Source organism: Streptomyces sp. P1-3 (assembly GCF_050613155.1).
Taxonomy (GTDB): Bacteria; Actinomycetota; Actinomycetes; order Streptomycetales; family Streptomycetaceae; genus Streptomyces.
Window position 1 is genome coordinate 7,667,543 of the sequence record NZ_CP192512.1, and the last position, 20,045, is coordinate 7,687,587.

General features: G+C 69.2%; 15 protein-coding genes and 2 pseudogenes. 11 read left to right on the forward strand and 6 right to left on the reverse strand.

Annotated features, from left to right (window positions below):
- Window positions 1-96: 96 nt before the first annotated feature.
- A complete protein-coding gene (locus ACQUSR_RS32740; RefSeq protein ID WP_431046885.1) occupies window positions 97-837 on the forward strand; it encodes a VOC family protein in 741 nt (246 codons plus the stop codon).
- 182 nt (window positions 838-1,019) lie between these two features.
- Here ACQUSR_RS32740 and ACQUSR_RS32745 read toward each other — a convergent pair whose 3' ends face one another.
- Complete coding sequence (locus ACQUSR_RS32745; RefSeq protein ID WP_431046887.1) at window positions 1,020-1,340, reverse strand: winged helix-turn-helix transcriptional regulator; 321 nt, start codon at window positions 1,338-1,340, stop codon at window positions 1,020-1,022.
- Between the two features lie 107 nt (window positions 1,341-1,447).
- On the opposite strand from ACQUSR_RS32745, the pseudogene ACQUSR_RS32750 reads away from it, so the two are divergent.
- Both ACQUSR_RS32750 and ACQUSR_RS32755 read left to right on the forward strand, forming a co-directional pair.
- Window positions 1,448-2,119, forward strand: a pseudogene (locus ACQUSR_RS32750) (aminotransferase class I/II-fold pyridoxal phosphate-dependent enzyme).
- Between the two features lie 160 nt (window positions 2,120-2,279).
- Window positions 2,280-3,272 (forward strand): DMT family transporter, encoded by a 993-nt coding sequence (locus tag ACQUSR_RS32755; RefSeq protein WP_431046888.1) that lies wholly within the window; start codon window positions 2,280-2,282, stop codon window positions 3,270-3,272.
- A 186-nt stretch (window positions 3,273-3,458) separates the two neighbouring features.
- Here the strand turns inward: ACQUSR_RS32755 and ACQUSR_RS32760 are convergent, their stop codons facing one another.
- Window positions 3,459-5,255, reverse strand: coding sequence for an NAD(P)/FAD-dependent oxidoreductase (locus tag ACQUSR_RS32760; protein ID WP_431046890.1), 1,797 nt, complete (start codon window positions 5,253-5,255; stop codon window positions 3,459-3,461).
- 254 nt (window positions 5,256-5,509) lie between these two features.
- The gene (locus ACQUSR_RS32765) at window positions 5,510-6,505 is read right to left on the reverse strand and encodes a translation initiation factor 2 (RefSeq protein WP_431046892.1); all 996 of its coding nucleotides are present in this window, start codon (window positions 6,503-6,505) and stop codon (window positions 5,510-5,512) included.
- 97 nt (window positions 6,506-6,602) lie between these two features.
- Here ACQUSR_RS32765 and ACQUSR_RS32770 point away from each other — a divergent pair, with 97 nt between their 5' ends.
- Both ACQUSR_RS32770 and ACQUSR_RS32775 read left to right on the forward strand, forming a co-directional pair.
- On the forward strand, window positions 6,603-11,096 hold the full coding sequence (locus ACQUSR_RS32770; protein ID WP_431046894.1) for a peptidase C14 caspase catalytic subunit p20: 4,494 nt from the start codon (window positions 6,603-6,605) through the stop codon (window positions 11,094-11,096).
- A gap of 61 nt (window positions 11,097-11,157) precedes the next feature.
- Window positions 11,158-12,573, forward strand: coding sequence for a lipase/acyltransferase domain-containing protein (locus ACQUSR_RS32775; RefSeq protein ID WP_431046896.1), 1,416 nt, complete (start codon window positions 11,158-11,160; stop codon window positions 12,571-12,573).
- Between the two features lie 34 nt (window positions 12,574-12,607).
- Here the strand turns inward: ACQUSR_RS32775 and ACQUSR_RS32780 are convergent, their stop codons facing one another.
- Window positions 12,608-13,639 carry an esterase-like activity of phytase family protein gene (locus ACQUSR_RS32780; protein WP_431046897.1) on the reverse strand — a complete coding sequence of 344 codons (1,032 nt, stop codon included), beginning with the start codon at window positions 13,637-13,639 and terminating at the stop codon, window positions 12,608-12,610.
- 35 nt (window positions 13,640-13,674) lie between these two features.
- Window positions 13,675-14,595 (reverse strand): LysR family transcriptional regulator, encoded by a 921-nt coding sequence (locus tag ACQUSR_RS32785; protein WP_431046899.1) that lies wholly within the window; start codon window positions 14,593-14,595, stop codon window positions 13,675-13,677.
- Window positions 14,596-14,653: 58 nt separating this feature from the next.
- Between ACQUSR_RS32785 and ACQUSR_RS32790 the strand changes: the two genes are divergently transcribed.
- The 6 genes from ACQUSR_RS32790 to ACQUSR_RS32815 all read left to right on the forward strand — a co-directional run bounded on the left by ACQUSR_RS32790 (window position 14,654) and on the right by ACQUSR_RS32815 (window position 19,632).
- Complete coding sequence (locus ACQUSR_RS32790) at window positions 14,654-15,457, forward strand: NAD(P)-dependent oxidoreductase (RefSeq protein ID WP_431046901.1); 804 nt, start codon at window positions 14,654-14,656, stop codon at window positions 15,455-15,457.
- Window positions 15,458-15,536: 79 nt separating this feature from the next.
- The gene (locus ACQUSR_RS32795) at window positions 15,537-16,118 is read left to right on the forward strand and encodes a hypothetical protein (RefSeq protein ID WP_431046902.1); all 582 of its coding nucleotides are present in this window, start codon (window positions 15,537-15,539) and stop codon (window positions 16,116-16,118) included.
- A gap of 70 nt (window positions 16,119-16,188) precedes the next feature.
- Complete coding sequence (locus ACQUSR_RS32800) at window positions 16,189-16,767, forward strand: HAD family acid phosphatase (protein WP_431046904.1); 579 nt, start codon at window positions 16,189-16,191, stop codon at window positions 16,765-16,767.
- Window positions 16,768-16,957: 190 nt separating this feature from the next.
- The gene (locus ACQUSR_RS32805; protein ID WP_431046906.1) at window positions 16,958-17,401 is read left to right on the forward strand and encodes a cupin domain-containing protein; all 444 of its coding nucleotides are present in this window, start codon (window positions 16,958-16,960) and stop codon (window positions 17,399-17,401) included.
- A gap of 354 nt (window positions 17,402-17,755) precedes the next feature.
- Window positions 17,756-18,937, forward strand: coding sequence for a serine hydrolase domain-containing protein (locus ACQUSR_RS32810; RefSeq protein WP_431046908.1), 1,182 nt, complete (start codon window positions 17,756-17,758; stop codon window positions 18,935-18,937).
- Between the two features lie 188 nt (window positions 18,938-19,125).
- Window positions 19,126-19,632: a hypothetical protein gene (locus tag ACQUSR_RS32815; RefSeq protein ID WP_431046910.1), complete on the forward strand. Its 507-nt coding sequence runs from the start codon at window positions 19,126-19,128 to the stop codon at window positions 19,630-19,632.
- Window positions 19,633-19,735: 103 nt separating this feature from the next.
- On the opposite strand, the pseudogene ACQUSR_RS32820 reads toward ACQUSR_RS32815, so the two are convergent.
- Window positions 19,736-19,855, reverse strand: a pseudogene (locus ACQUSR_RS32820) (DUF6207 family protein); the annotation flags it as partial.
- Window positions 19,856-20,045: the final 190 nt, after the last annotated feature.

Consider the following 20,045-nt stretch of genomic DNA (forward strand, 5'->3'; position numbering starts at 1 on the left):
AGTTGGCGAGCTGAGCATTGCGGCTGGTGAGCGAGTTGACCTCTGTTCGGCGACGGTGCGGATGTCGTTGCAGAGCGGGTGCATAGGATCGCCGGCATGGCACTGCGACCTGTTCAGGTGAACATAAAGGCTCTTGATGCATCGGCGGTCGGCCGGTTCTGGGCAGAGGCGCTCGGCTGGAGTGCTTACAGCCCCGGCGTGACCACCTACGTTGGACCCGTCGGCGGCCCCGTTTGGCCGGACCCGGTCGCCGTCTGCGTCGACGTCGTTCCCGTCCCGGAACCCAAGACAACGACAAAGAACCGTGTGCACCTCGATCTCGCCACCACCTCTGCGGCCCATCAGACGGAGTTGGTCGCGCGCCTCCAGGCTCTCGGTGCGACGCCCGCCTACGTGGGCCAGGGCGAGGTGCCGTGGACGGTCCTCGCCGACCCGGAGGGCAACGAGTTCTGCGTGCTGGAGCCTCGGGAGATCTACCGGGACACCGGGCCGATCGCCCGGGTGGTGGTCGACTGCGCGGATCCACGGGCCATGGCGCGGTTCTGGGGCGAGGCGATGGACTGGACCCTGCACGAGGTGACTGACGATCATGCGGTGTTGCGCTCCGCCAAGGGGGTCGGCCCGTATCTCGAGTTCCGCCGCACGCCTGGTGTGAAGACCGTGCCAGACCGCGTTCATATTGACCTGCTGCCGTACCCCGGTGACGACAAAGCAGCGGAGGTGGCCCGACTGCGGGCCCTCGGCGCCACCGGCCTCGACCTCGGCCAGGGCGACGTCCCGTGGACGTGCCTGGCCGACCCGGAGGGCCACGAGTTCTGTGTCCTCGCCCCGTCCTGACGCGGAGCCTGCTCGGTCACAGCCGGTCGGCGGCAGCCTGGCGTGTGTAGGCACCGACGAAACGATTGACCTGGTCGTCAGTGTGCAGTTGCACCCACCAGTCCGTGACGTCGACGGTTAGCGGGCGCGGGCGCAGGTGATCAGTAAGAAGTTGCACGGTGGACTCCCATCCCGGCGGACTCTCACCGGACAGTGCCTAGGCCCGGGGGCCGCTCGGCCACGGCCTGCCCGCTGGGGACCCGCTCGGTGAACCAGTGCCGGCGCACCGCGTCCGTCGGACGTGGTGCGCCGAGTGCGTCGAGGCCCCAGTCGGCCAGGGCGTCGACGACCTGGCACAGCGCCAGTCCGCGCGAGGTGAGCTCGTACACCATCGCGTTGCCAAGCCGCTCCAGTCGGCGGCGCTCGACCAGGCCCTTGCGGACGATCAGAAGGCTCCAGCGTTCTCCCACCGCGTCCAGGGCGCCGGCGACAGCGCAGTACTGGTCGTAGCTTCGGTGTGGCATGGCGGCCAGCATAGCCAAAAGGTTGGACTTTCCAAGCTGTCACTTGGTAGAACCAAGTAAGCGCGACGGAGTGGGTGACGGTGACAGTGACGGTCGGGAGGCCGCGGATGGAGTTTCGGCAGTCCAGCAAGCTGAAGGACGTGTGCTACGAGATCCGTGGCCCGGTGGTCGACCAGGTCAACGCCCTGGAGGAGGCCGGTCACAGCGGGCTGCGGCCGAACACGGGCAACCCCGCGCCGTTCGGCTTCGAGAAGGGCGTTGCCGTCGAAGACGTCTACCTTGGCAACGGCGTCTCCGAGCTGATCCAGATGACGGTGCAGGCGCTGGTGACGACGGCGACGAAGTGCTGGTGCCCGCCCCCGACTTCCCGCTGTGGACGGCCGGGGTCCGCTTGGCCGGCGGCCGGGCGCAGTACGCCGTCCAGGCCGCGCTCGGCGGCCACCAGTCGATCTACGACCTCACCCTGCCGAACAGGCCGGCTCACCGAGCAGCGCGACGTCGCGTGGCGGGCGCTGAACGACATCCCGGGCGTGAGCTGCGTCAAGCCCAAGGGCGCCCTGTACGCCTTCGCCAAGCTCGACCCGGCCGTACACAAGATCGTCGACGACGAGCGGTTCGTGCTGGACCTGCTGCTGCGCGAGAAGATCCACGTCGTCCAGGGCACAGGCTTCAACTGGCCCCGCCCGGACCACTTCCGGCTTGTCACCCTCCCACGCGCCGGTGACCTGGAGGCCGTGATCAACCGCATCGGCCGCTTCCTCACCACCTACCGCCAGTAGCGGCGCGGCGCGCGCCGCCGCCCCCGCTGGCCCTCACCGGCCGCTTGCTGCTGCCAGGCAAATTTCAACGAGTCCTCATGCGTGCACTGATGACCCGGGGTGCCGCTGATCCCAAACGCCAGCCCGACCCATTTAGCGGGTAGAAACGAGAAGCTGCGATATGCGCATAATTCAAACTCCGCCACTTCTTATCGGGGTGCTGTGCGGCATCAGCGCCAACCTGATCTGGGGTCTGGCATTTCTGATCCCGGTGCTGTTCCCCGCCTCGGACGCAGTCGCACTCGCGCTGGGCCGGTACCTCTTCTTCGGAGTGGTATCGGTCGGCATCATGATCTTCACGCGCGGCACTGGGATGCGCGGCTTGGGGCGGCGAGTATGGTTCACGGCTATGGCGTTCGCGTTCGCCGGGCACCTGGGCTACTACTTCTTTCTGGTGCAAGGGATTACCCACGCAGGGGCGCCCATCACAACAGTGATCATCGGAACGCTCCCTGTGACCGTTGCGCTGACGGGCAACTGGGTCCGCAAGGAGTTTCCGTTCTCGCGCCTGCTGGTTCCTCTCGGGTTCATCACGGTCGGTTTGGTCCTGGTCAACCTCATGGAGGTCGACTGGGGAACGGCCCTCAGCGGTCACGACGGAACGACTTGGGTGATCGGCATCGCGTCGGCGCTGACGGCGCTCGGCCTGTGGACGTGGTACGCGGTGGCCAATGCCAACTTCCTCAGAGAGCACCCGGAGATCTCGTCGTCCGCCTGGTCCACGCTCATGGGCGTGTGCACGCTGGCACTTTCATTGGTCGCCTTGCCGATCGCCGCCGTGTCCGGCGAAGTACACACCGGCCGAGCGGACTCGCTGCTCCCTATGCTTATCGGAAGTCTGGTTCTCGGGGTGCTCGTCTCATGGGTCGGAACGGTACTCTGGAACCGGTCCTCGGGGTTGGTGCCGATCTCCATCGCGGGGCAGCTCGCCGTTGTCCAGGTGATTGCCGGACTGATCTATGTCTTCACGTGGGATGGCCGCATGCCGCCGCTGTTGGAGCTGGCCGGAATCGCACTGCTCATCGGCGGCGTGCTGTTGGCCATCCAACGTACCCGCAAAACTCCGCCGGCCCCTGAAGCCCAACTCACCGACAAAGCTGAGATGACTTCATAAGTGGAATCTGGCCGGTTCCATGTAGGGCACCTCCCGGGCGCGTTGATCGTCGAGGGCGGTCCGGACCGGCTGCAGCGCTGGCAGAGCATGCGCGAATCCGGGCCTGGTGGGTGGCGGGCGCAGGCGCAGTGTGCGGCAGACGGGGCGCCCGGTCGGCCGGGCGGCCGTCCAGTCTTTCGCACCCGCTCAGCTCTGCTGGCCATGCTTGGCGTACGTCGGGAAAAGGTGTGGTGCCCGCTTGATGTAGTCGAACAGGTCCGTGATGGAGGCGGCGCCCCGGCCCAGGGCTCCGCCGACGCGGGGAGGCGCCATGTACTGGACGTCACCGACGGCGAAGATTCCGGGGACGCTGGTCCCGGTGGACGGCACCCTGGCCGCCTCGATGGCCTTGGCCACCTCCTCCTCGGTCTTCTTGGGGGACCATTTCTCTTTCTGCGCGCGCTTACGGGCCTCCTGTTCCGCCTGCTTGACTTTCCCCTCCTGGCCAGGGATATGGCGTCCCGTCAGAATCGTGCCGTTGTAGGCGAGCTGGAGCTTCTTGCCAAGCCATGACGTGTTGGGATCCCCGCCAATCAGCACATAGAGCCATTCGGTGTCGACGTGTTTGTCCGCGGGGTTGCTTTCCCCCTTCGGGCCGAAGTGCACGGTCTTGAGCTTGTTGTCCTGCGCTTCGCACTCCTTGACCTCACTGTTCAGATGTTCGTCGACCTTTCCGGCCTTCTTCAGCTCCTTGATCTGGTCGACGAGGTACTTGGACATGCTCTTGAGGTCGGACCGGACGATCATGGTGATCTTGTCGGCGAAATTGGCGAGGTGAACCACTGCCTGTCCTGCGGAGTTTCCTCCGCCGACGACGGCGACGTGCTTGCCCTTGGTGTATTCGGCGTCGGTCATCAGGGCGTGGTAGTACACCCCGGACCCAAGCAGCTCGTCGGCCTTGGTCTTCTTGTTCAGCCGCCGCCAGGCCATGCCGGTGGCAACGATGACGGCGCCGGCCTTGATATGTGTTTTCTTCTCGTCATCGAGGACGACCTCGTGCGGCCGGCTCTCAGGGAGAGTACCTCCGGTCCCGAGAATCAGCTCCTTCGTGACATACAGCGGCTGCCATTCCACCTTGAACGCCTTGGCCTGTTTCAAAGCGGTCTGGGCAAGCTGATGGCCGGGGATTCCTTCCGGGAAGCCCAAGTAGTTCCAGATCTTCGACGACGTACCTGCCTGGCCGCCGGGGACGTCGTCCTCGACGACGAGGACCGAGAGTCCTTCGGCGCCCGCGTACACGGCTGCTGCAAGTCCCGCTGGCCCGCCGCCCACGATCACCACGTCGTACCAGCTCTTCTTCGGCGGTGAGTTCAGCAGTTGGAGCTCGCCCGCCAGTTTCGCCAGCGTCGGATTCTCGAGCGTCACGGGCTGGTGGGAACCCTCCTCCGTGATCTTGACGATGATCTTCGAGCCCGTCGACTTCTCCGGCCATTTGAAGATCACGCCGGATCCGGTCAGGAACTCCCGGATCCGGAATGCCCCTTTGGAGGTAATGGCCCCCGAGATCTCGACGACCTTGAACTTCTTCTTCACCTCGCTTGAGGACTGCTTCCAGAAATTATAGATGTGTCCGTCGATGACGCGGATGTGGAGGTGTTCCAGGCCGTCTTCGGTGAAGCTCGCGGTCGAACCGTCGTCGGCCACGGTCGCCTTCTTCGCTCCGGGAACGAGCGACACGCGACTGGTTTCGTCCGGTAGATCGGCCTCTCCCAGAGCCCGGGCGATCTCGTCGCCCTTCCCCACCCCGGCCACCAGCGCGATCGGAGCCCCGTCACCGGCCAGACGCTCCAGTGAGCCGGCCGGAGCCTTCGAACTCATCTGCAGAATCTGGAAGTCCTGGTCGTACCACCTTCCGATGGCGTCCGCGAGCTCACTCCTGCGGGAGGGTTCGTGATCCATCAGCACAATGGCGGGTTGCGGCGAGCTCGGCATGCGGTTCTCCAACGTCGTCTGCCTATGTGGCAATACGAAGGCCAGGCACATCGCTCCGGCGTTATTGCAGGACGGCTCATGCGACAGTTCGCTATTTCGGGGGATCCGCCACGGTTCATTCGGCCCATCGCGCCCCCGCGCCCCTCGGACTGCGATACGTGGCAGGACACAGCCAACATCCGTCCGATTGCCGCCCCTACTGCCTCGGCGCCCTCACCACCGCCCTGCCCGCGCTCCGCGACGACCAGGCGTCCCACGCTCTGACGTCAGGCGTCACCGTGGCGGTGACGGTCGAGCACGCGGCGCTCGGCCTCCTCCACCACCAGTCGCGCGGCCGGGTCGTCGTTCCGAGCCCGCACCGCGCCCCGCACGAGTGCCAGATAGAACAGCGCCGGGGCGCACGGAGCCCACATGGGCGTCTCGTGGATGAAGGAAAGCACGGACTCCGGGTCGGACGGGGTGAAGGCGTACCTGTCGTGCTCCCACTTGTCCTCGATGCCGTGGCTCCACCGGGCGCGCAGATCCTCCTCGCCCAGGTCGCCCAGGACGGCGCGGAAGAACACCGACCACTGGTTGTTGAGCAGGTCGAGGCCGAAGCCGAGCAGTTCCAGATCGACGTTGTCGGACGTTTGTACCGCCAGTTCCTCGCGCAGTGCCCGGTGGGCGACCTGGTGCAGGCTGATCTCACCGGAGGCGGGCAGGTCGTGGTTGGCCGCCAGTCCTTCGTTGGCGGATGAGTTCCATCGGGACGCGTTCGGCCCGGCCACCTTGGCGCTGCGGTGGGAGAACAGCATCCTGGAGTCCTTGCCCGTCTCCACCTCCACGTTCACGCCAAGGCTGCAGAACATCCACGGCGGCGCGTCCAAAGGGTCGGCGTCCTCCAGGTACTGCTTGCGCAGCGTCGAGCCGTTCTTCAGCGTGCGTCCGAGATTGAGCGAGGTGGTGAGGAAGTCGTAGTAGTCGGCGTCGATGAGGGAGAGGGTGACCTGGGGTTCCTCGCGGGTGTGGGTGCGGGAGACCACCAGGCTCTCCACGGCGAAACGCGGGTTGTTCCACCGGTACGGCTCTCCCGCCGCCTGCTTGCGGGCCTCCTCGTCCTCGATCTCACGCCGCCACAGCCCCAGCTCATCCGGGAACTGCACCCGCCTGTTGGTGTAGAGGACGCGGACGTTCTCCTCCTTGATCGGGCGTGTTCCGTCACCTTCGTAGAGGTGACAGTCGGTCAGCTGTCCGACGATCGAAAACCTGTCCCGATAGGACATCAACTCTCCTTGGTCGCAGACAAGTTGACCACAATAGCGGGACAATCGAGTGAACGGGGACGGGGACGGGAACAGACGGATCCGGGGGGGATGGCGAGTGTCCAGGGAGCGGGGGAGAGACGCCTTCCGGGCGGCAGGTCTTGTCGGCGCGCTCGCCGTCGACACCTACGACAACCCTGCCGAGCTGCATGGCCGCGAGGTCCTGCGGCACATCGGCGCGGAGAGCGCCCGCTTCGTACGCATGGCCAGGAACCAGCTGGGGTTCGGCGAGGTGCTGGACGGGCCCGCGGAACTGACACGCGCACAGGTCTCGGCGTGGCTCGACGACTTCCTCGATCGTGCGGCGGAGCGGAAGATCCTCTACTGGACCGGCCACGGAGTCGACGCCGGGGGCGGCTTCCACCTCGCATGCCGTGACAGCTGGGCACGCGGAGACTTCGACCCGTCCTGTTCCTTCGCACTGACCGAGCTCGTCGACCGCATTCTCGAGGCCCGGAACCAGGCGCACACGCTGCTCGTCGTCGACGCCTGCTCATCGCACGGACATCTGCGGCAGGCCCTGAGTCGCGCGGTGAGCAAAGACCGCGCCTCGGTGGCCGAGGCCACCGAGAGGGCCACGAGCGGCTTCGCCGTGATCGGCACCTCCGGGGTGGGAGAGACCATCCGGGAAGGGCTGTGGATGACATGGCTGTCGAACGTGCTGAGCAAACCGGACATCGAGGTCGCCGATCACTCCCTGCCGATGCACAGGTCGGCCCTCTACATCTCCGTCCCCTACCTCGTCGAGGCCATCGACCGGGAGGCCGCCGCGGAAGGGCTGGAGACGAAGGACGAACGGCCGGGCTTCGAGACGGTCCGGCCGCTGCCCAACAACTTCCTGCACAACCCGTACTTCGACGATGAGGAGGACGGGGGGAGCCGCAGGCGGTGGGCGCGTCCCGCGGTGCTGGCCGACGACGCGCCGCTGCCCTGGGCCGAGGAGTCGCCCTTCCTGCTCCAGGAAGGGGGCGTTCTCGAAAGGGAGTTCACGGGGCGTCATGCGGCGCTGAGCCGACTGGTGCGCTGGCTGGACACGGTGGCTCACGGCATGCAGGTGGTCACGGGGCCCGGCGGGTCGGGCAAGACCGCGCTGCTCGGCATGCTCGGCCTGCTGTCCGTGGCACGCCGCAGACAGCGCCTCGACCCGCAGCCACCGCCGCAGATCTGTCCGCGACCCGGCACGATCCATGCCCTCGTCACCTGCCGCGACCGGTCCCTCAGCGCGGTGATCGACGCCGTGTGGGACGCGTTGGGCGCCTTCGAGGCGATGCCGCGCAAGCCCCCCACGACGTGCGACGCCGACAGCTGCGCCGCGGCCGTGGGCGACCTGGCGCAGAAGGTGGGAGCGCTCAACCTGGTCTTCGACGGGCTTGACGAAGCAATGCCCGGACAGGCCCACGAGATCGCCCGGCAGCTGCTCAACCGGCTCGCCGACACCCCCGGAGTCAAGGTGGTCGTGGGGACGCGCCCGCGCCCCAGGCGTCAGCTGGCCGAGCCAGCGCCCGCCGAGAGCCTGCTCGACGTCCTCGACCGGACAACGACTCCGCTGGCCCTCGACGAGGACGACGACACCGAGCGGGACATCGCATCGATGGCGGAAGCCGTTCTCGGCTCCCGCGGATCACGGTACGCGGGCGAGCGGCAGGCGCTCCTGCGCCGCGAGGCCGCCGAGATCACCGCGGAAGCCAGCGACGGGCTCTTCCTCGTCGCCCGCCTGATCACCGGACAACTGGTCCGCGGGCGACGGCTGCTGACGCCGAGCGATCTGGAGGCCGAACTCCGGCAGGCCGGCGCCGGACTTGAGACGTGGGTGCGCAGGGAGATCACTCACCTGGAAGGGGACGGCGCCAGGCCCGCCGCCGGCATCCTCGCCCCGCTCGCCCTGGCGCACGGCGGCGGGCTCCGCGATCTCACCCTTGTGGCGGCCATGGCCAACGCCCTGCTCAAGCAGCACGGGCAACTCACCCGAGACCACGCAGGCGACCTCCTGGCCCTGGCCGAGGGCAGCCTGGTCACCGTCGACTGCGGAACGTACCGGCTCGCGCACGCCGGATACGGAGCCCACATCCTCCAACGGCTCGGGATGACACCGCAGGAAGGACATCGCGAAGTCCACGACGCGCTGCGCGCACACTGCGGCGGCGACTGGGCACGGGCCGACGACTACACACGCTCGTACCTCGCCGTCCATGCCGCCCAGGCAGGCACCGAGCAACTGCGAGAACTGCTCGACGACCCCGAGTACCTGGCCCATACCGACCCCGACGTCATGCTGCCCCTCGCCGTCACACAGGTCAGGGAATGCGAGGGGGCGGCACTCTACGTCCGGGTCGCCGACGGCTTCCGCTCCCGGCCCGACCCGGTAACGCGCCGTGCGCTGCTGCGCAGTGCGGCCTTCGTCAGCCACCGTGACGGCGCGTACCGGAAACTGACCACTCCGGGCTTCGCGGCGCTCCCGTGGACGGAGCTGTGGACGGACGCCGGCCCGGCACCGCTCGATCTGCGGTGGCCGGCAGCCCGCGGCGGCGCTCGGGCGCTGCACTGGTCCGGTACATCCGCCGACACGGCACTGTCGGTCGGGGTCCTCGGCGCGGTCGCCGTGCACGACCCGGAGACCGGCAAGCAGCGGCTGACACGTCGTGCACCGGACCGCCGCAGGTCTCTCAGACAGGTCACGAGCGCGGCGGCGGGCGCCCGGCGGGTCACCGTCGCCGGCAACGGCCAGCGCGTGCTCCTGTGGGACGACGCGTCGACGTTGCCCGCGAAGGTCTTCGACTGGGGAGGTGCCCCCAAGGCGCTCACTGCCGCGGAGTGCGGGAGCCGCTTCCTCGCGATGGCCGCCGACGGGCAGCGCGTGTGGGCCTGGCGTTGGTCCACGGACAAGAGCGCGTCGGAAGCCGGCCTGGCGGGCATCCTCGGGATTCCCGCCGACCGGCTGGCCCTGCTCTCACTGGGCGCGCGGTACTTCCTGGTGTCCGCGGGCGCCGAGACCCATGTGCACGAGGTGTATCCGGCGGCCCGCGGCGAACGGATGCTCGGCCCCCACCAGCTGCTGGCCCATGCCGGACAGCGGCCCGTACGGGCCATCGCCGCCCTCGCGGAGCCGGCACGACCGGAGGACGGCCCGCGTGCCCGATGCGCGTGGCTGGCCCGAGCCGACGGACACACCGCCGACGTCTGGCGGCTCACTCCGGGGTCCGGCCTCGGACCGGACGGGATCGGGCAGGGGCGCGACTGGACCGTGGACCGGGTGCTGTCCGTGGACTCGCGCGATGCGCGCGGAGTGGCGCTGGGGTACTGGGGCGCCCGGCCACTGCTCGTACTGCACCAGGGGAGCGTGGTATCCGTGCACGACATCCGGGGAGAGCGGCGTCTGTGTGCCTTCCCGGTCCATGGGCACCGCGACCCGGAGGCGCTGGCCTGCGACCCGCGCGGCACCGGACGGATCGCGGTCTCGGACGGCCCCCAGGTACGGATCCTGGACGTGGCCGCGGCGACTGCCGCGGCCCGCCCCCACGGCCTGGACCGCAGCTACACGGACCGGCTCATGGTGGAGCCGGCGGCCGCCCCCGAGGGCGGCCCCGCGTTGCTGTGCCGGGTCACGGGTGACGTAGTCGTGGCCGGATATCCAGGCACGGCGGGTGCCGGGTCCCCAGGGCCGATGAGTACCGAGCCGGCCCCGCTGCACCACGACTCCCCGGTCACCGCGGTGCGAGCGGTGTGGCACGAGGGCCGCTGGCTCATCGCGTCCGCCTTCGACCGGACCGTGCGCGTCTGGTCGCTGCCGCCCGACCTGAGGGACGCCGCGCCGCCACAGGACATCCGCCTCCAGGGAGACACCGGCGAGATCGCCCGCGGGCTCGGCCTGGTCGTGGAGCACGACGGTGTGCCGAGCCTCTTCGTCCCGGACAGCCGTCATGTGCGGCGCTGGCGCCTCCACCACGGCCGATGGCGGGTACAGGACGAGGTCGACGCGCTGGCCCACACGCTGAGCGTGCGGGTCATGGCGGACGGGAGAACCCTGGCCGTCATCGACACCGGCCGCGGGTTCCGGTTGTGGGACACCGCAAAAGGGGAGTGGGACCTGCTCCCCGTCCTCGAGGACGCGGGACGGCGCACCGCGATGATGACGCTGGGAGAACACCATGTGATGCGCGCGTCGATTCCGTTGCTGGCCTGGGGAGAGGAGGACCTGATCCACCTGGCCCGCTACAAGGGCGGACGCTGGGCCACACACCGGGTGCCGTACGACGCAGGGGCTCCCTCGGCACTCGTCTTCACAGGGAGCCCTCAGCGGCCCCTCCTGGTCGTGTGCGGAGGGGAAAGGACGCTGTCGGTGTTCGACGCGACCACACGGCGCGCGCTGAGAGGCGCCGCGGTGCCGTGGCGAGGCCTGGACGTCGAGGCGGCCGGAGCCCTGTACCAGGAGGGCCGTGGCGTCACGCTGACGCTCCAGGGCCGTCGGCGCTGCGACCAGATCCTGATCAGCGCGGATGTTCTCAGTCCCAGTCGCACCCCCGGCCGCACCGGGCGCCCCCGGGCGGGATGGTGACCGCCCGTATGCCGGGCCGGCCGCCGGGACGGGGCAACGAGAGGAATCAAGGAGGAATCTTTTGAAGCATGACCTGGTGGTCTTCGTGCCGGGGATCACGGGAACCCGCCTGAGCCGGGACGGCAAGGACCTGTGGAACCCGTCGCTGCGGGCACTCCTGGGAGCGGTGCCGCCGCAGAGGCTGTTCACGCGGCTGCGTCTGCCCGACGGCATCGGTGACGAACGCCCCGAGGAACCCTTCGCGGTCGAGGCCCGGGAACTGGTCACGCGTCCGACCGGCGTGCCCGGACTCCTGATGCACCACGGATACCCGGACGTCACAGACCTGCTCACCGGAGTGCGCCCGGAGCAGTTCGTCGTGTTCCCGTACGACTGGAGGTTGTCCAACCGGATCACCGCGAAAGACCTCAAGGTCCGCGTCGAGCGCGAACTCGGGCGATGGAGGGAAGAGTTCAGAAGCCACTACCCGAAGGCCGAGGACGATCCCGAGGTCGTCCTCATCTGCCACTCCATGGGCGGCCTGGTCGCCCGGTACTACCTGGAATGCCTCGGCGGTCGTGACACGGCCCGTACGTTGGTGACGGTCGGAACGCCGCACCGGGGGGCGGCCAAGGCCATCCGGTTCCTGACCGGACACGGCGTGGGGAAGGGCCTGCTGGGACGTACCGCGGCGGCCATGGCCGGAGGCGTCAACGAACGGCTCGCGGACCTGTGCCGCACCTTTCCGTCGATGGGCCAGCTCCTCCCGGTGTACGAGGCGGTCCGCCGGCCCGAGTACCCCGAGGGCTACTACGAGCAGCTGACCGACATCGACGTGGGCATTCCCACCGCGACGCTGGAGGACGTGTTCGACTTCCACGACACATTCGAGGCCGCCGCTTTGAAGAACCTGCGCGAGAGCCCCGATCGCGGCCTTCCCTACCAGGTGCGGTGCCTCGGCGGCCGCGCCCACCCCACCGTGCACGGCGTGGTCGTCTCCCCGGGACAGAGACTGGACTTCCTGTACGCCCTGGACGACGTGGAACCGTGGACGGGGGACGGCACGGTTCCCGCGGAGTCGGCGTACGCGGCCTGGGCGCTGCGCAGCACGGACGAAGCGGTCTGGAACGGCCACCGGCACGGTTCCCTCATCAGCCGCGAGGCGTTCGGGCATCAGCTCGACTCCGCCTACAACAGCAAGACGTCCCGCGACACGCTCGCGGCCGACGACGAATTCGGCCTTGTGGCACCGGAGTTCGCGGTGGCCGGTGAGCCGTTCGAGGTCGTGGCGACCGGGGTGGAGCGAGGCCGGACCGTGCGGGCATCGCTCCACCCGGACGGCACGACCGCACCGGAGAGCTCGACCTTGCTCTCCGGCGTCGGCCGGGACGAGCGCCGCGGCAGCCTCACAGCCGGCCCCGGCACATGGGTGCTGTCTGTGTGGGCGGACCGTCCGCGCGTCGTTCAGCGTGACGTGGTGATGGTCGTCGAACCGTAGCGACGGCGCGAGTGAGGTGCCGGTGAGAACGGTGTCACCGGGGGAGTCGGGCGGAGAGTTCGTACAGCCGGGTGACCTGCTTGGGGCTGTGGTTGTCGTCACTGACGAGCAGCAGCCGCAGACGGCCGCCCGGCGCGCGGCCCACGACGGCGATTCCCTCGACGTTGTCGAGCAGAGGGTTGGCGCCGGGCTGGGGATGCGTCGCGCCGAGCGACGGGCACGAGCCGAGGTCGGCGAGGAGCGCCTTGGGCATGGGGCGGGTGGCGGACGCGTGCCCGGGGTCAGCGAGGTAGAGGCGGATGGTGTTGCCCTCGCCCGCCGTGTAGCCGCGCTCCAGCACCAGCAGCCGCCCGTCCTTGAGAGAGGAGAGCTCGGGGACCTTCAGGCCCTTGTCGACCGGGTAGCGGTACTGCCGCCCCAGCGCGAAGCTCCCGCCGCTGTCTTGCCGCCAGGTCTGGAAGCGGACGACCTCGCGCCCCTGCTCGTCGGTGGGCTCGTCGATCAGGGGGCCCTCCATGGCGGCGATCAGCGTGCGGCCGTCGGCGCTCAGGGTCAGCCCTTCGAACGTCTCGTTCACCCGGCCCCTGCCGTCGGGGGCCAGGAGCAACTCGTCCGGCACGGGCAGGCGCTCCATGAGCGTGCCGTCGCGGTCGTAGCGGCGTACGGACGGCTCGGTCTCGGAGCTGACCAGATAGGTTCCGCCGCGGAAGGCGACCAGCCCCTCGGAGTCGAGCCGGCCCCCCTTCTCGTCGGCGAGCGGCACCACACTCTCGGGGCGGTGCCCACGGCCCAGGGTGAACAGCTCGGACCGGTCGGAGAGCGCGGCGACGCGGCCGCCGTCCTCGGCGACGAGCGCGGAGAGATTGCCGACGTAGGAGCCGTGGAACTCGGTCTTGTCCAGCGCGTCGGAGAAACGCTGGATGGACACGTACGGCGAACAAGGCCGCGCGCCGCCCCAGGCCGTGGCGCGGGTGGCCGTGCCGCGCGGGGCGGTGGTCGCCCCCGTGAGCGTTGCCGCCATCACCAGGCCGACGGCCATAGCGACAACACCGTTGCGCATGCGCATAGTTGCTCCCCCTGGAGGCCGAGGCGAAGCACAGTCTAGGGCGTTCCGCACCGGGCCCCGGGCGCCAGTTGCTCGACGGTGGTACGGAGCAGGGCGAGGAAGGCGGCGACCGCGGGCGAGTGGCCGAGCCCGCGGGGCGTGCCCGCGAACACCTTCCGGCAGGGCAGGTCCGCCCGGTCCACGGGCACCAGGGCGATGTCGGGCCGGACCGCCCACGCTGCCAGCGCCGGCAGCACGGTGATGCCCAGGCCCGCGGCGACGAACCCCTGCTTCGCCGTCCAATCGTTGACCCGGAAGGCCACGCGCGGCCGGAACCCGGAGGCCAGAGCGGGCGCCAGCAGGGTCTGTTCCGGGCGCACGTCGCCCTCGATCCAGTCCTCGTCCGCGAGTTCGGAAAGCCGCAGGGCCGGACGGCCCGCGAAACGGTGGGCCCGGGGGAGGGCCACGTACATGGGCTCGTCCAGTAGGTGGTGCAGTTCCGGGCCGGACAGCGGCACTCCGGCGGGGGTGCTCAACAGGGCCAGGTCGAGGCTGCCCTCCGCGAGCAGGCCCACGTGCTTGGCCGTCGGGCCTTCGGTGTGGACGACGGTGACGCCCGGATGCCGGCCCCGGAACGCGGACATGGTGCGCGGAACCAGCGACGCGTCGGCGGCGGCGAAGGCCCCGATCCGCAGCATGCCGTCGTCGAGCGAGCGCAGCGCGTCCAGTTCGGCACGGGCCGCGCGCAGCCGGTCCCGCATGCCCTCGGCGTGCGGGAGCAGTGCCCGCCCGGCCTCGGTCAGCCGTACCCCGCGCGGCAGCCGGTCGAACAAGGCGGTGCCCCACTCCTCCTCCAGGGTGTGGATCTGCCGGGAGACGGCGGATTGGGTGTAGCCGAGGGTGTGCGCGGCGGCGGTGAAGGAGCCGTCGCGGGCGACGCGCAGGAAGACCTCGTACAAGCTATGCGAAGCAGGCATGTGAGCCATGCTAGACATTCGCTTGTCGCATGGGCTGGGTCTGCCTAACGTCGAGGGCATGGAGAAGATCGCATTCCTCGGCCTCGGCAGCATGGGCGCGCCGATGGCCCGTCGCCTGCACGCCGCCGGACACCCGCTGACCGTCTGGAACCGCACGGCTCACAAGGCCGCCCCGCTCGTCTCGGCGGGTGCCCGGCTCGCCGCCAGCCCCGCCGAGGCCGTCGGCGATGCCGACGTCGTCGTCACGATGCTCGCCGACCCCGCCGCCGCGAACGCCGTGGCCGAGGCCGTGTTCCCGGCCCTGCGGCCGGGAACCCACTGGATCGACACCTCGACGGTGGGCCCGGACACCGTGCGGGAGCTCGCCGCCCGCCTCCCGGACGGGGTGACGTTGACCGATGCGCCGGTGATGGGCAGCGTGGACCGGGCCGCCGCGGGGGAACTGTGGGTGCTGGCCGGCGGGCCGTTGCCGGGGCCGGTGCGCACGATCCTCGGCCGGCTCGGGGACGTCACCGAGTGCGGCGAGCCCGGCTCCGGCGCCGCCCTGAAACTCGTCCTGATCAACGCGGTGATCGGCGGAGTGGCCCTGGTGGCCGAGACCCTCAGGCTGGGACAGGCTCTCGGACTGCCCGCGGACCTGATCCGCGGTGAACTGGCCAAGGGCCCGCTATCGGGAGCGGTTGCCCGTACTTTCGCCGACGGCTCCTACTTCCCGGTGGCCCTGGCCGCCAAGGACGTGGCCCTGGCCACCGCCCACGCCCCGCTTCCGCTGCTGCAAGCGGTCCACGCCGAACTCACCGCCCGCCCGGACCTGGCGGGCCAGGACCTGTCCCGGATCCGGCCCCGGATGCCGACGTTCTAACCCCGGCCGTACAGCGGAGGTCAGGCTCCACCTCGTCCTGGGCACCTCCCACATCGACACGGGCCGCTACCAGCGGCCCGTGGCCGGCCTGGGACAGGTCCGCGCGCTGTCCGTGCTCATCCCTTCCCTCACCCACGCCTACCGGGACCTCGACCTGGAAAAGGTCCGCCTGTCGGCACACCTTCCGGGGCACGAAATGGAGCACGACCTGCTCATCTTGGGCGGACCGAAGAACAACGAGGCCGCTCACCGCATCCTGGAGGCCATGACGGAGGCGCTGCCCTTCCGCCTGCACGGGCGAGCGATCACCTGGGAGGACACCGCCTACACGGGCGACGTCACGGACGGCGAAGTCGTACGCGACTACGGCTACGTCGTCAGAGCGCCGAACCCTCTCAACCCGGCCAAGCGCGTCGTACACCGCGCCTCCTGCGCCAGGCAGACCTCAGCATGTGAGCCACGGCACCGTTTGCAGACGAGTCCTGAACTCACCATCCCCGCCACCCCGGACACCGGACCCGGCCCGGCGCCCAAGCCCGACAGAACACCGCTGCTGCCTCGCACCCATGCCGAACCGCGTACACCCCATGGCCCGTTCAGGTCTGCTCACCCAGTCGCTCACCACGGGTCGACATCTCACTTGATGTACGCAATTCGGTAACGCGGAGGACAGCAACCTTCGGTGGGCTATTGGCGAACTGGCCATCCCCCACACAGAAACGGATCGCAGCATGAGGACGAATCTGCGCACTTCGCGTACCGCACGGCGCGGCATCACCACCGTCTCCGTGACCGTCACCGCCCTTCTCCTCGCCGCCGGTTCTGCCACCGCGCTGCCCAGTAAGGCGCAGTGGCTGGCGGATGTGCAGGCGGCTGTGGCGCCCGCGCGCGACTACCTCGACCAGCGGCTGCCCGCCGAGGGTGAGAAGACGGCGATCGTGCTGGACATCGACAACACCTCGCTCGCGACCGATTACGACGAGGGCGAGCCCATCGAGGCCACGCTCGACCTGGCACGTTTCGCGCGGGACAACGGGGCCGACGTCTGGTTCGTGACCAATCGCCGCGAGTCCGGACGGGAGGCGACGCTGGGGCAGCTGGACCACGCCGGGTTCCCGGTTGACGGGCTGTGTATGCGTCAGCCGGGCGACGACTCCTCCAAGGAGGAGATGAAGACCAACTGCCGGATCTCGATCGAGGACGAGGGCTACACGATCGTCGCGAACGTCGGCAACCGGTCCACCGACCTGATGGGCGGACACTCGGAGCGGACGTTCAAGCTGCCGGACTACGACGGCGAGCTGCAGTAACCGCCACCGGGGTGACCTCGGCCGGGGCCTCCAGCCAAGGTCACCCCGCGTCGGCCGACTCGTACTCGGCCGGCAGCCCTGCCCCGGCGCCACGCGTTGCCGTTACAGCAACAAAGGTTGTAGTCCCGGCGCGGTGGTCGCAGCCTGATGCTCGACCAAAGGTCGTCGACAACAATCAGGAGGCCACACGATGACCACCCACGAAGGCGTTGGATCCACACTGGGCGCCGACGGCAACGGGCCACTGGGCAACCGTGTCCACCTCGTTCGAGCCGGCGAGTTGGATGGCCATGCCGCCATCAGCGGCGGCACCGTCGGCTCGAAGAAGCTCTGGATGGGCCTGGTGGAGAATCCGCCGTTGAGCGCGACGGACAACCACCATCACGGCGAGTCGGAGGCGGGGATCTACGTGGTCAGCGGTCACCCCGTGTTCGTCTTCCACGACGGGACACAGGAGGTACGGATATCCGCCGGTCCTGGCGACTTCCTGCTTGTCCCTCCGTTCGTTCCGCATCGCGAGGAGAATCCCGACCCGAACGAACCCGTGGTCGTCGTGATCGCACGGACAACGCAAGAGCCGATCAAGGTCTCCGTGCCCGAGCTGTACCAAGTCAAGGAGACAGGCTCGCGGTAGGCAGGAGACGCGGACCGATGGATCGGGTGAAGGACCGGCGCCCGATCCAGAAACCCGGGCGGCGCCAACTCCCGCCGGAGACCGTACAGCCCGGGCGGGCTGCCGTGCCTCACCCAGCCTGGAGATCATTTACGTGACAGCCGTTGGGAGCGGCTGGGGGGATATCCCCACCAGGCACTGGGGGGTTGAGCCCATGGTCCACCACGCCGTACACCGATTGGATTGGAGGCGACAGGGGACAGGGGGACAGACCTCCCTGACAGAGGTGGCCGACCCATACAGGGGGCCTGGGGAGCAGGAGGGTGGACGATGCGCGCGTACGGGCGAGCGGGCCGGTGGGCGAGGGCGGGCCGGGTGGGTGCTGTGGCCCTGGCCGCCGCCGCGGTCGCGGCGGCGGTCGCGGCAGTGCCTCACGTGAGCGCCGCCGGTTCGGGCGTGAGCGAGCGCGGCCGCTACAGCCGCAGCGCGCTCGAGGCGGACGTACGTGCGGTGCGGGCGGCGGGTGGGGACGTGAGTGTCCTGGCCGAGGTGGACACCGGCCACGGTGCCCTGCACGCCCGGTCCGGCAGCGGTAGGCAGGTGCCGTGGGACGCCCAGTTCCGTGTGGCGAGTACGACCAAGGCGTTCACTGCCGTCGTCGCGCTGCAACTGGTCGCAGATGGCAGGCTGTCGCTGGAGGACACGGTCGAGAAGTGGCTGCCTGGGGTCGTGTCGGGCAACGGCAACGACGGGTCGAAGATCACGGTTCGGGATCTGCTGCAGCAGACCAGCGGCGTGTTCGACTACGTGGACGATCCGGAGCTGGCCCGTGCCCTCACCGAGGACTTCGACAAGCACCGCTACGACGCGACCCCGCCCCAGCAGTGGGTGGCGGTCGCGATGCGGCACCGGCCGCTGTTCACGCCCGACCCCAAGCGCCCCCGCTGGGCGTACTCCAACACCAACTACCTCCTTGCCGCGATGGTCATTGAGAAGGCAGGCGGGCTCGGCTGGCGGGAGCAGGTCGAGCACCGCATCATCGCCCCGCTCGGGCTTCGGCACACCTACGTCGCGGGCACGAACCCGTACCTGCCCGGCCCCCACGCGCGCGTTCACCTGCGCACCCCCCAGGGAGCGCGGGTAGACGTGACCGAGCAGAGCCTCCAGCACACCGCCGACTCGGCCGTCGTGAGTACCACCGCGGACCTGAACGCCTTCTTCCGCGCCCTGGTCACCGGTCGGCTGCTGCCGCCCGCCCAACTGGCCCAGATGCAGCGCACCGTGGCCCGGACCGGCGACGCCGAGGACCTGGCCGAGTGGCCGCAGGGCGGATACGGACTCGGGCTGCGGTGGGTCTCCCTGTCCTGCGGCGGCGGCTACTGGCACCACGAAGGCGACGGGTTCGGCTCCTACACCCGCACCGGTGTCACCCCGGACGGCAGTCGCTCCGTCGCCGTGTCGATCACCAGTACCGGAAGCCGCCCCGACCCGGTCTCCCTCAACGCCGCCACCCGCACGCTCGTCGACCACGCCCTGTGCGACGACACACGACGATGACGATGCCGTCAGCACGGGTGGCCGGACGGGGCACTCCCCGAGGGGCCGGCCCACGACCTCCGGAGATCGCCAATGACATCCCCTTGTGCTGGACGGTGTTAAGGGCAGGCTGCACCCAGGCGGTGTGAGCCGCATCATGGGCTTGCCCCGTCCCTTCTGCTCACGGTGAGGAAGGACTCCCGAACTCCATGGCCCAACTGATACAGCGCTCCAGCAACCCGCAGGTCAGCATCGACGCGTCCACGATCGACCTGGTCGACGAAAGCCTGGTCGCGGAGTTCGAGCCGGACTGGACGGCCAACGGCCTCCTGGACGCTGCTTCCGCAGGCGGCGCCGCCAGAATCTTGTGCGGCCAGGAGATCGGCCAGGTGGACGTGACCGCCGAACTGTGGGACTGCCCACCCCCTCTGGAAGCCGACGACTGGCAGGATGCCGCGGAACTGTCCGTGCACTGGCCGTCGACCCTAATGGACTTCGGCACCACGACAGCCGGCGAGAGCGAGGACACCGCCCTGACACTGCCCAGCCCCGGCGACTACCGCATCCGCGTTCACGGTAGGCACCGCGACGACGGCGACCCTCGCGACGACGGCGATCCGGTAGAGGAGTACCTGATTCAGGTATGGCCGGCACAGCCCACCGAGCCAGCTCTGCACAAGTCGACCAGCAACCACAGCATGCTCTGGATGGGATGAGCCGACGAGCAAGCCTCCCGACCCCTGGGCAAGCCTCCCTTGCGGGCAGGCTTGCCCAGCCTCCGCCACGGCTGGCTGGTCTGGGGCGGAGGCTGTCGGCGTGCACCCGTGCCCGCACGCCCGGCTGACCGAGGCAGCGCCGGACGCGGGCGACCTCGGAAGTCGCCCACAGTCTGTGCAGCGCGGTCCTCACCGCGATGACGGTGTCCTCACCGGCTCCCAGCTCCGGCTAGGGGCCCGGAGCTACGGGAGCATCCCGAGATTGATCTTGCTTGCCGAGTTTTCCTTTAAGCTTGTTTCTTAAAGTCCAGTCTTGAACAAATCTCGAACTTGATCAAGTTTCCGCAGTTCAGCAGACGTGTAGGCGGTCTTCGGCTGATCCTGTGCTTCGTCGCAAGGCATGGGATCAGCGC

Bases quoted from the DNA above. Each gene is read 5' to 3' on its own strand.
- ACQUSR_RS32785 (WP_431046899.1), bottom strand. From the start codon at position 14,595: ATGCCTGCTTCGCATAGCTTGTACGAGGTCTTCCTGCGCGTCGCCCGC.
- ACQUSR_RS32755 (WP_431046888.1), top strand. From the start codon at position 2,280: ATGCGCATAATTCAAACTCCGCCACTTCTTATCGGGGTGCTGTGCGGC.
- ACQUSR_RS32780 (WP_431046897.1), bottom strand. From the start codon at position 13,639: ATGCGCATGCGCAACGGTGTTGTCGCTATGGCCGTCGGCCTGGTGATG.
- ACQUSR_RS32765 (WP_431046892.1), bottom strand. From the start codon at position 6,505: ATGTCCTATCGGGACAGGTTTTCGATCGTCGGACAGCTGACCGACTGT.
- ACQUSR_RS32740 (WP_431046885.1), top strand. From the start codon at position 97: ATGGCACTGCGACCTGTTCAGGTGAACATAAAGGCTCTTGATGCATCG.
- ACQUSR_RS32745 (WP_431046887.1), bottom strand. From the start codon at position 1,340: ATGCCACACCGAAGCTACGACCAGTACTGCGCTGTCGCCGGCGCCCTG.
- ACQUSR_RS32800 (WP_431046904.1), top strand. From the start codon at position 16,189: ATGAGGACGAATCTGCGCACTTCGCGTACCGCACGGCGCGGCATCACC.
- ACQUSR_RS32790 (WP_431046901.1), top strand. From the start codon at position 14,654: ATGGAGAAGATCGCATTCCTCGGCCTCGGCAGCATGGGCGCGCCGATG.
- ACQUSR_RS32815 (WP_431046910.1), top strand. From the start codon at position 19,126: ATGGCCCAACTGATACAGCGCTCCAGCAACCCGCAGGTCAGCATCGAC.
- ACQUSR_RS32805 (WP_431046906.1), top strand. From the start codon at position 16,958: ATGACCACCCACGAAGGCGTTGGATCCACACTGGGCGCCGACGGCAAC.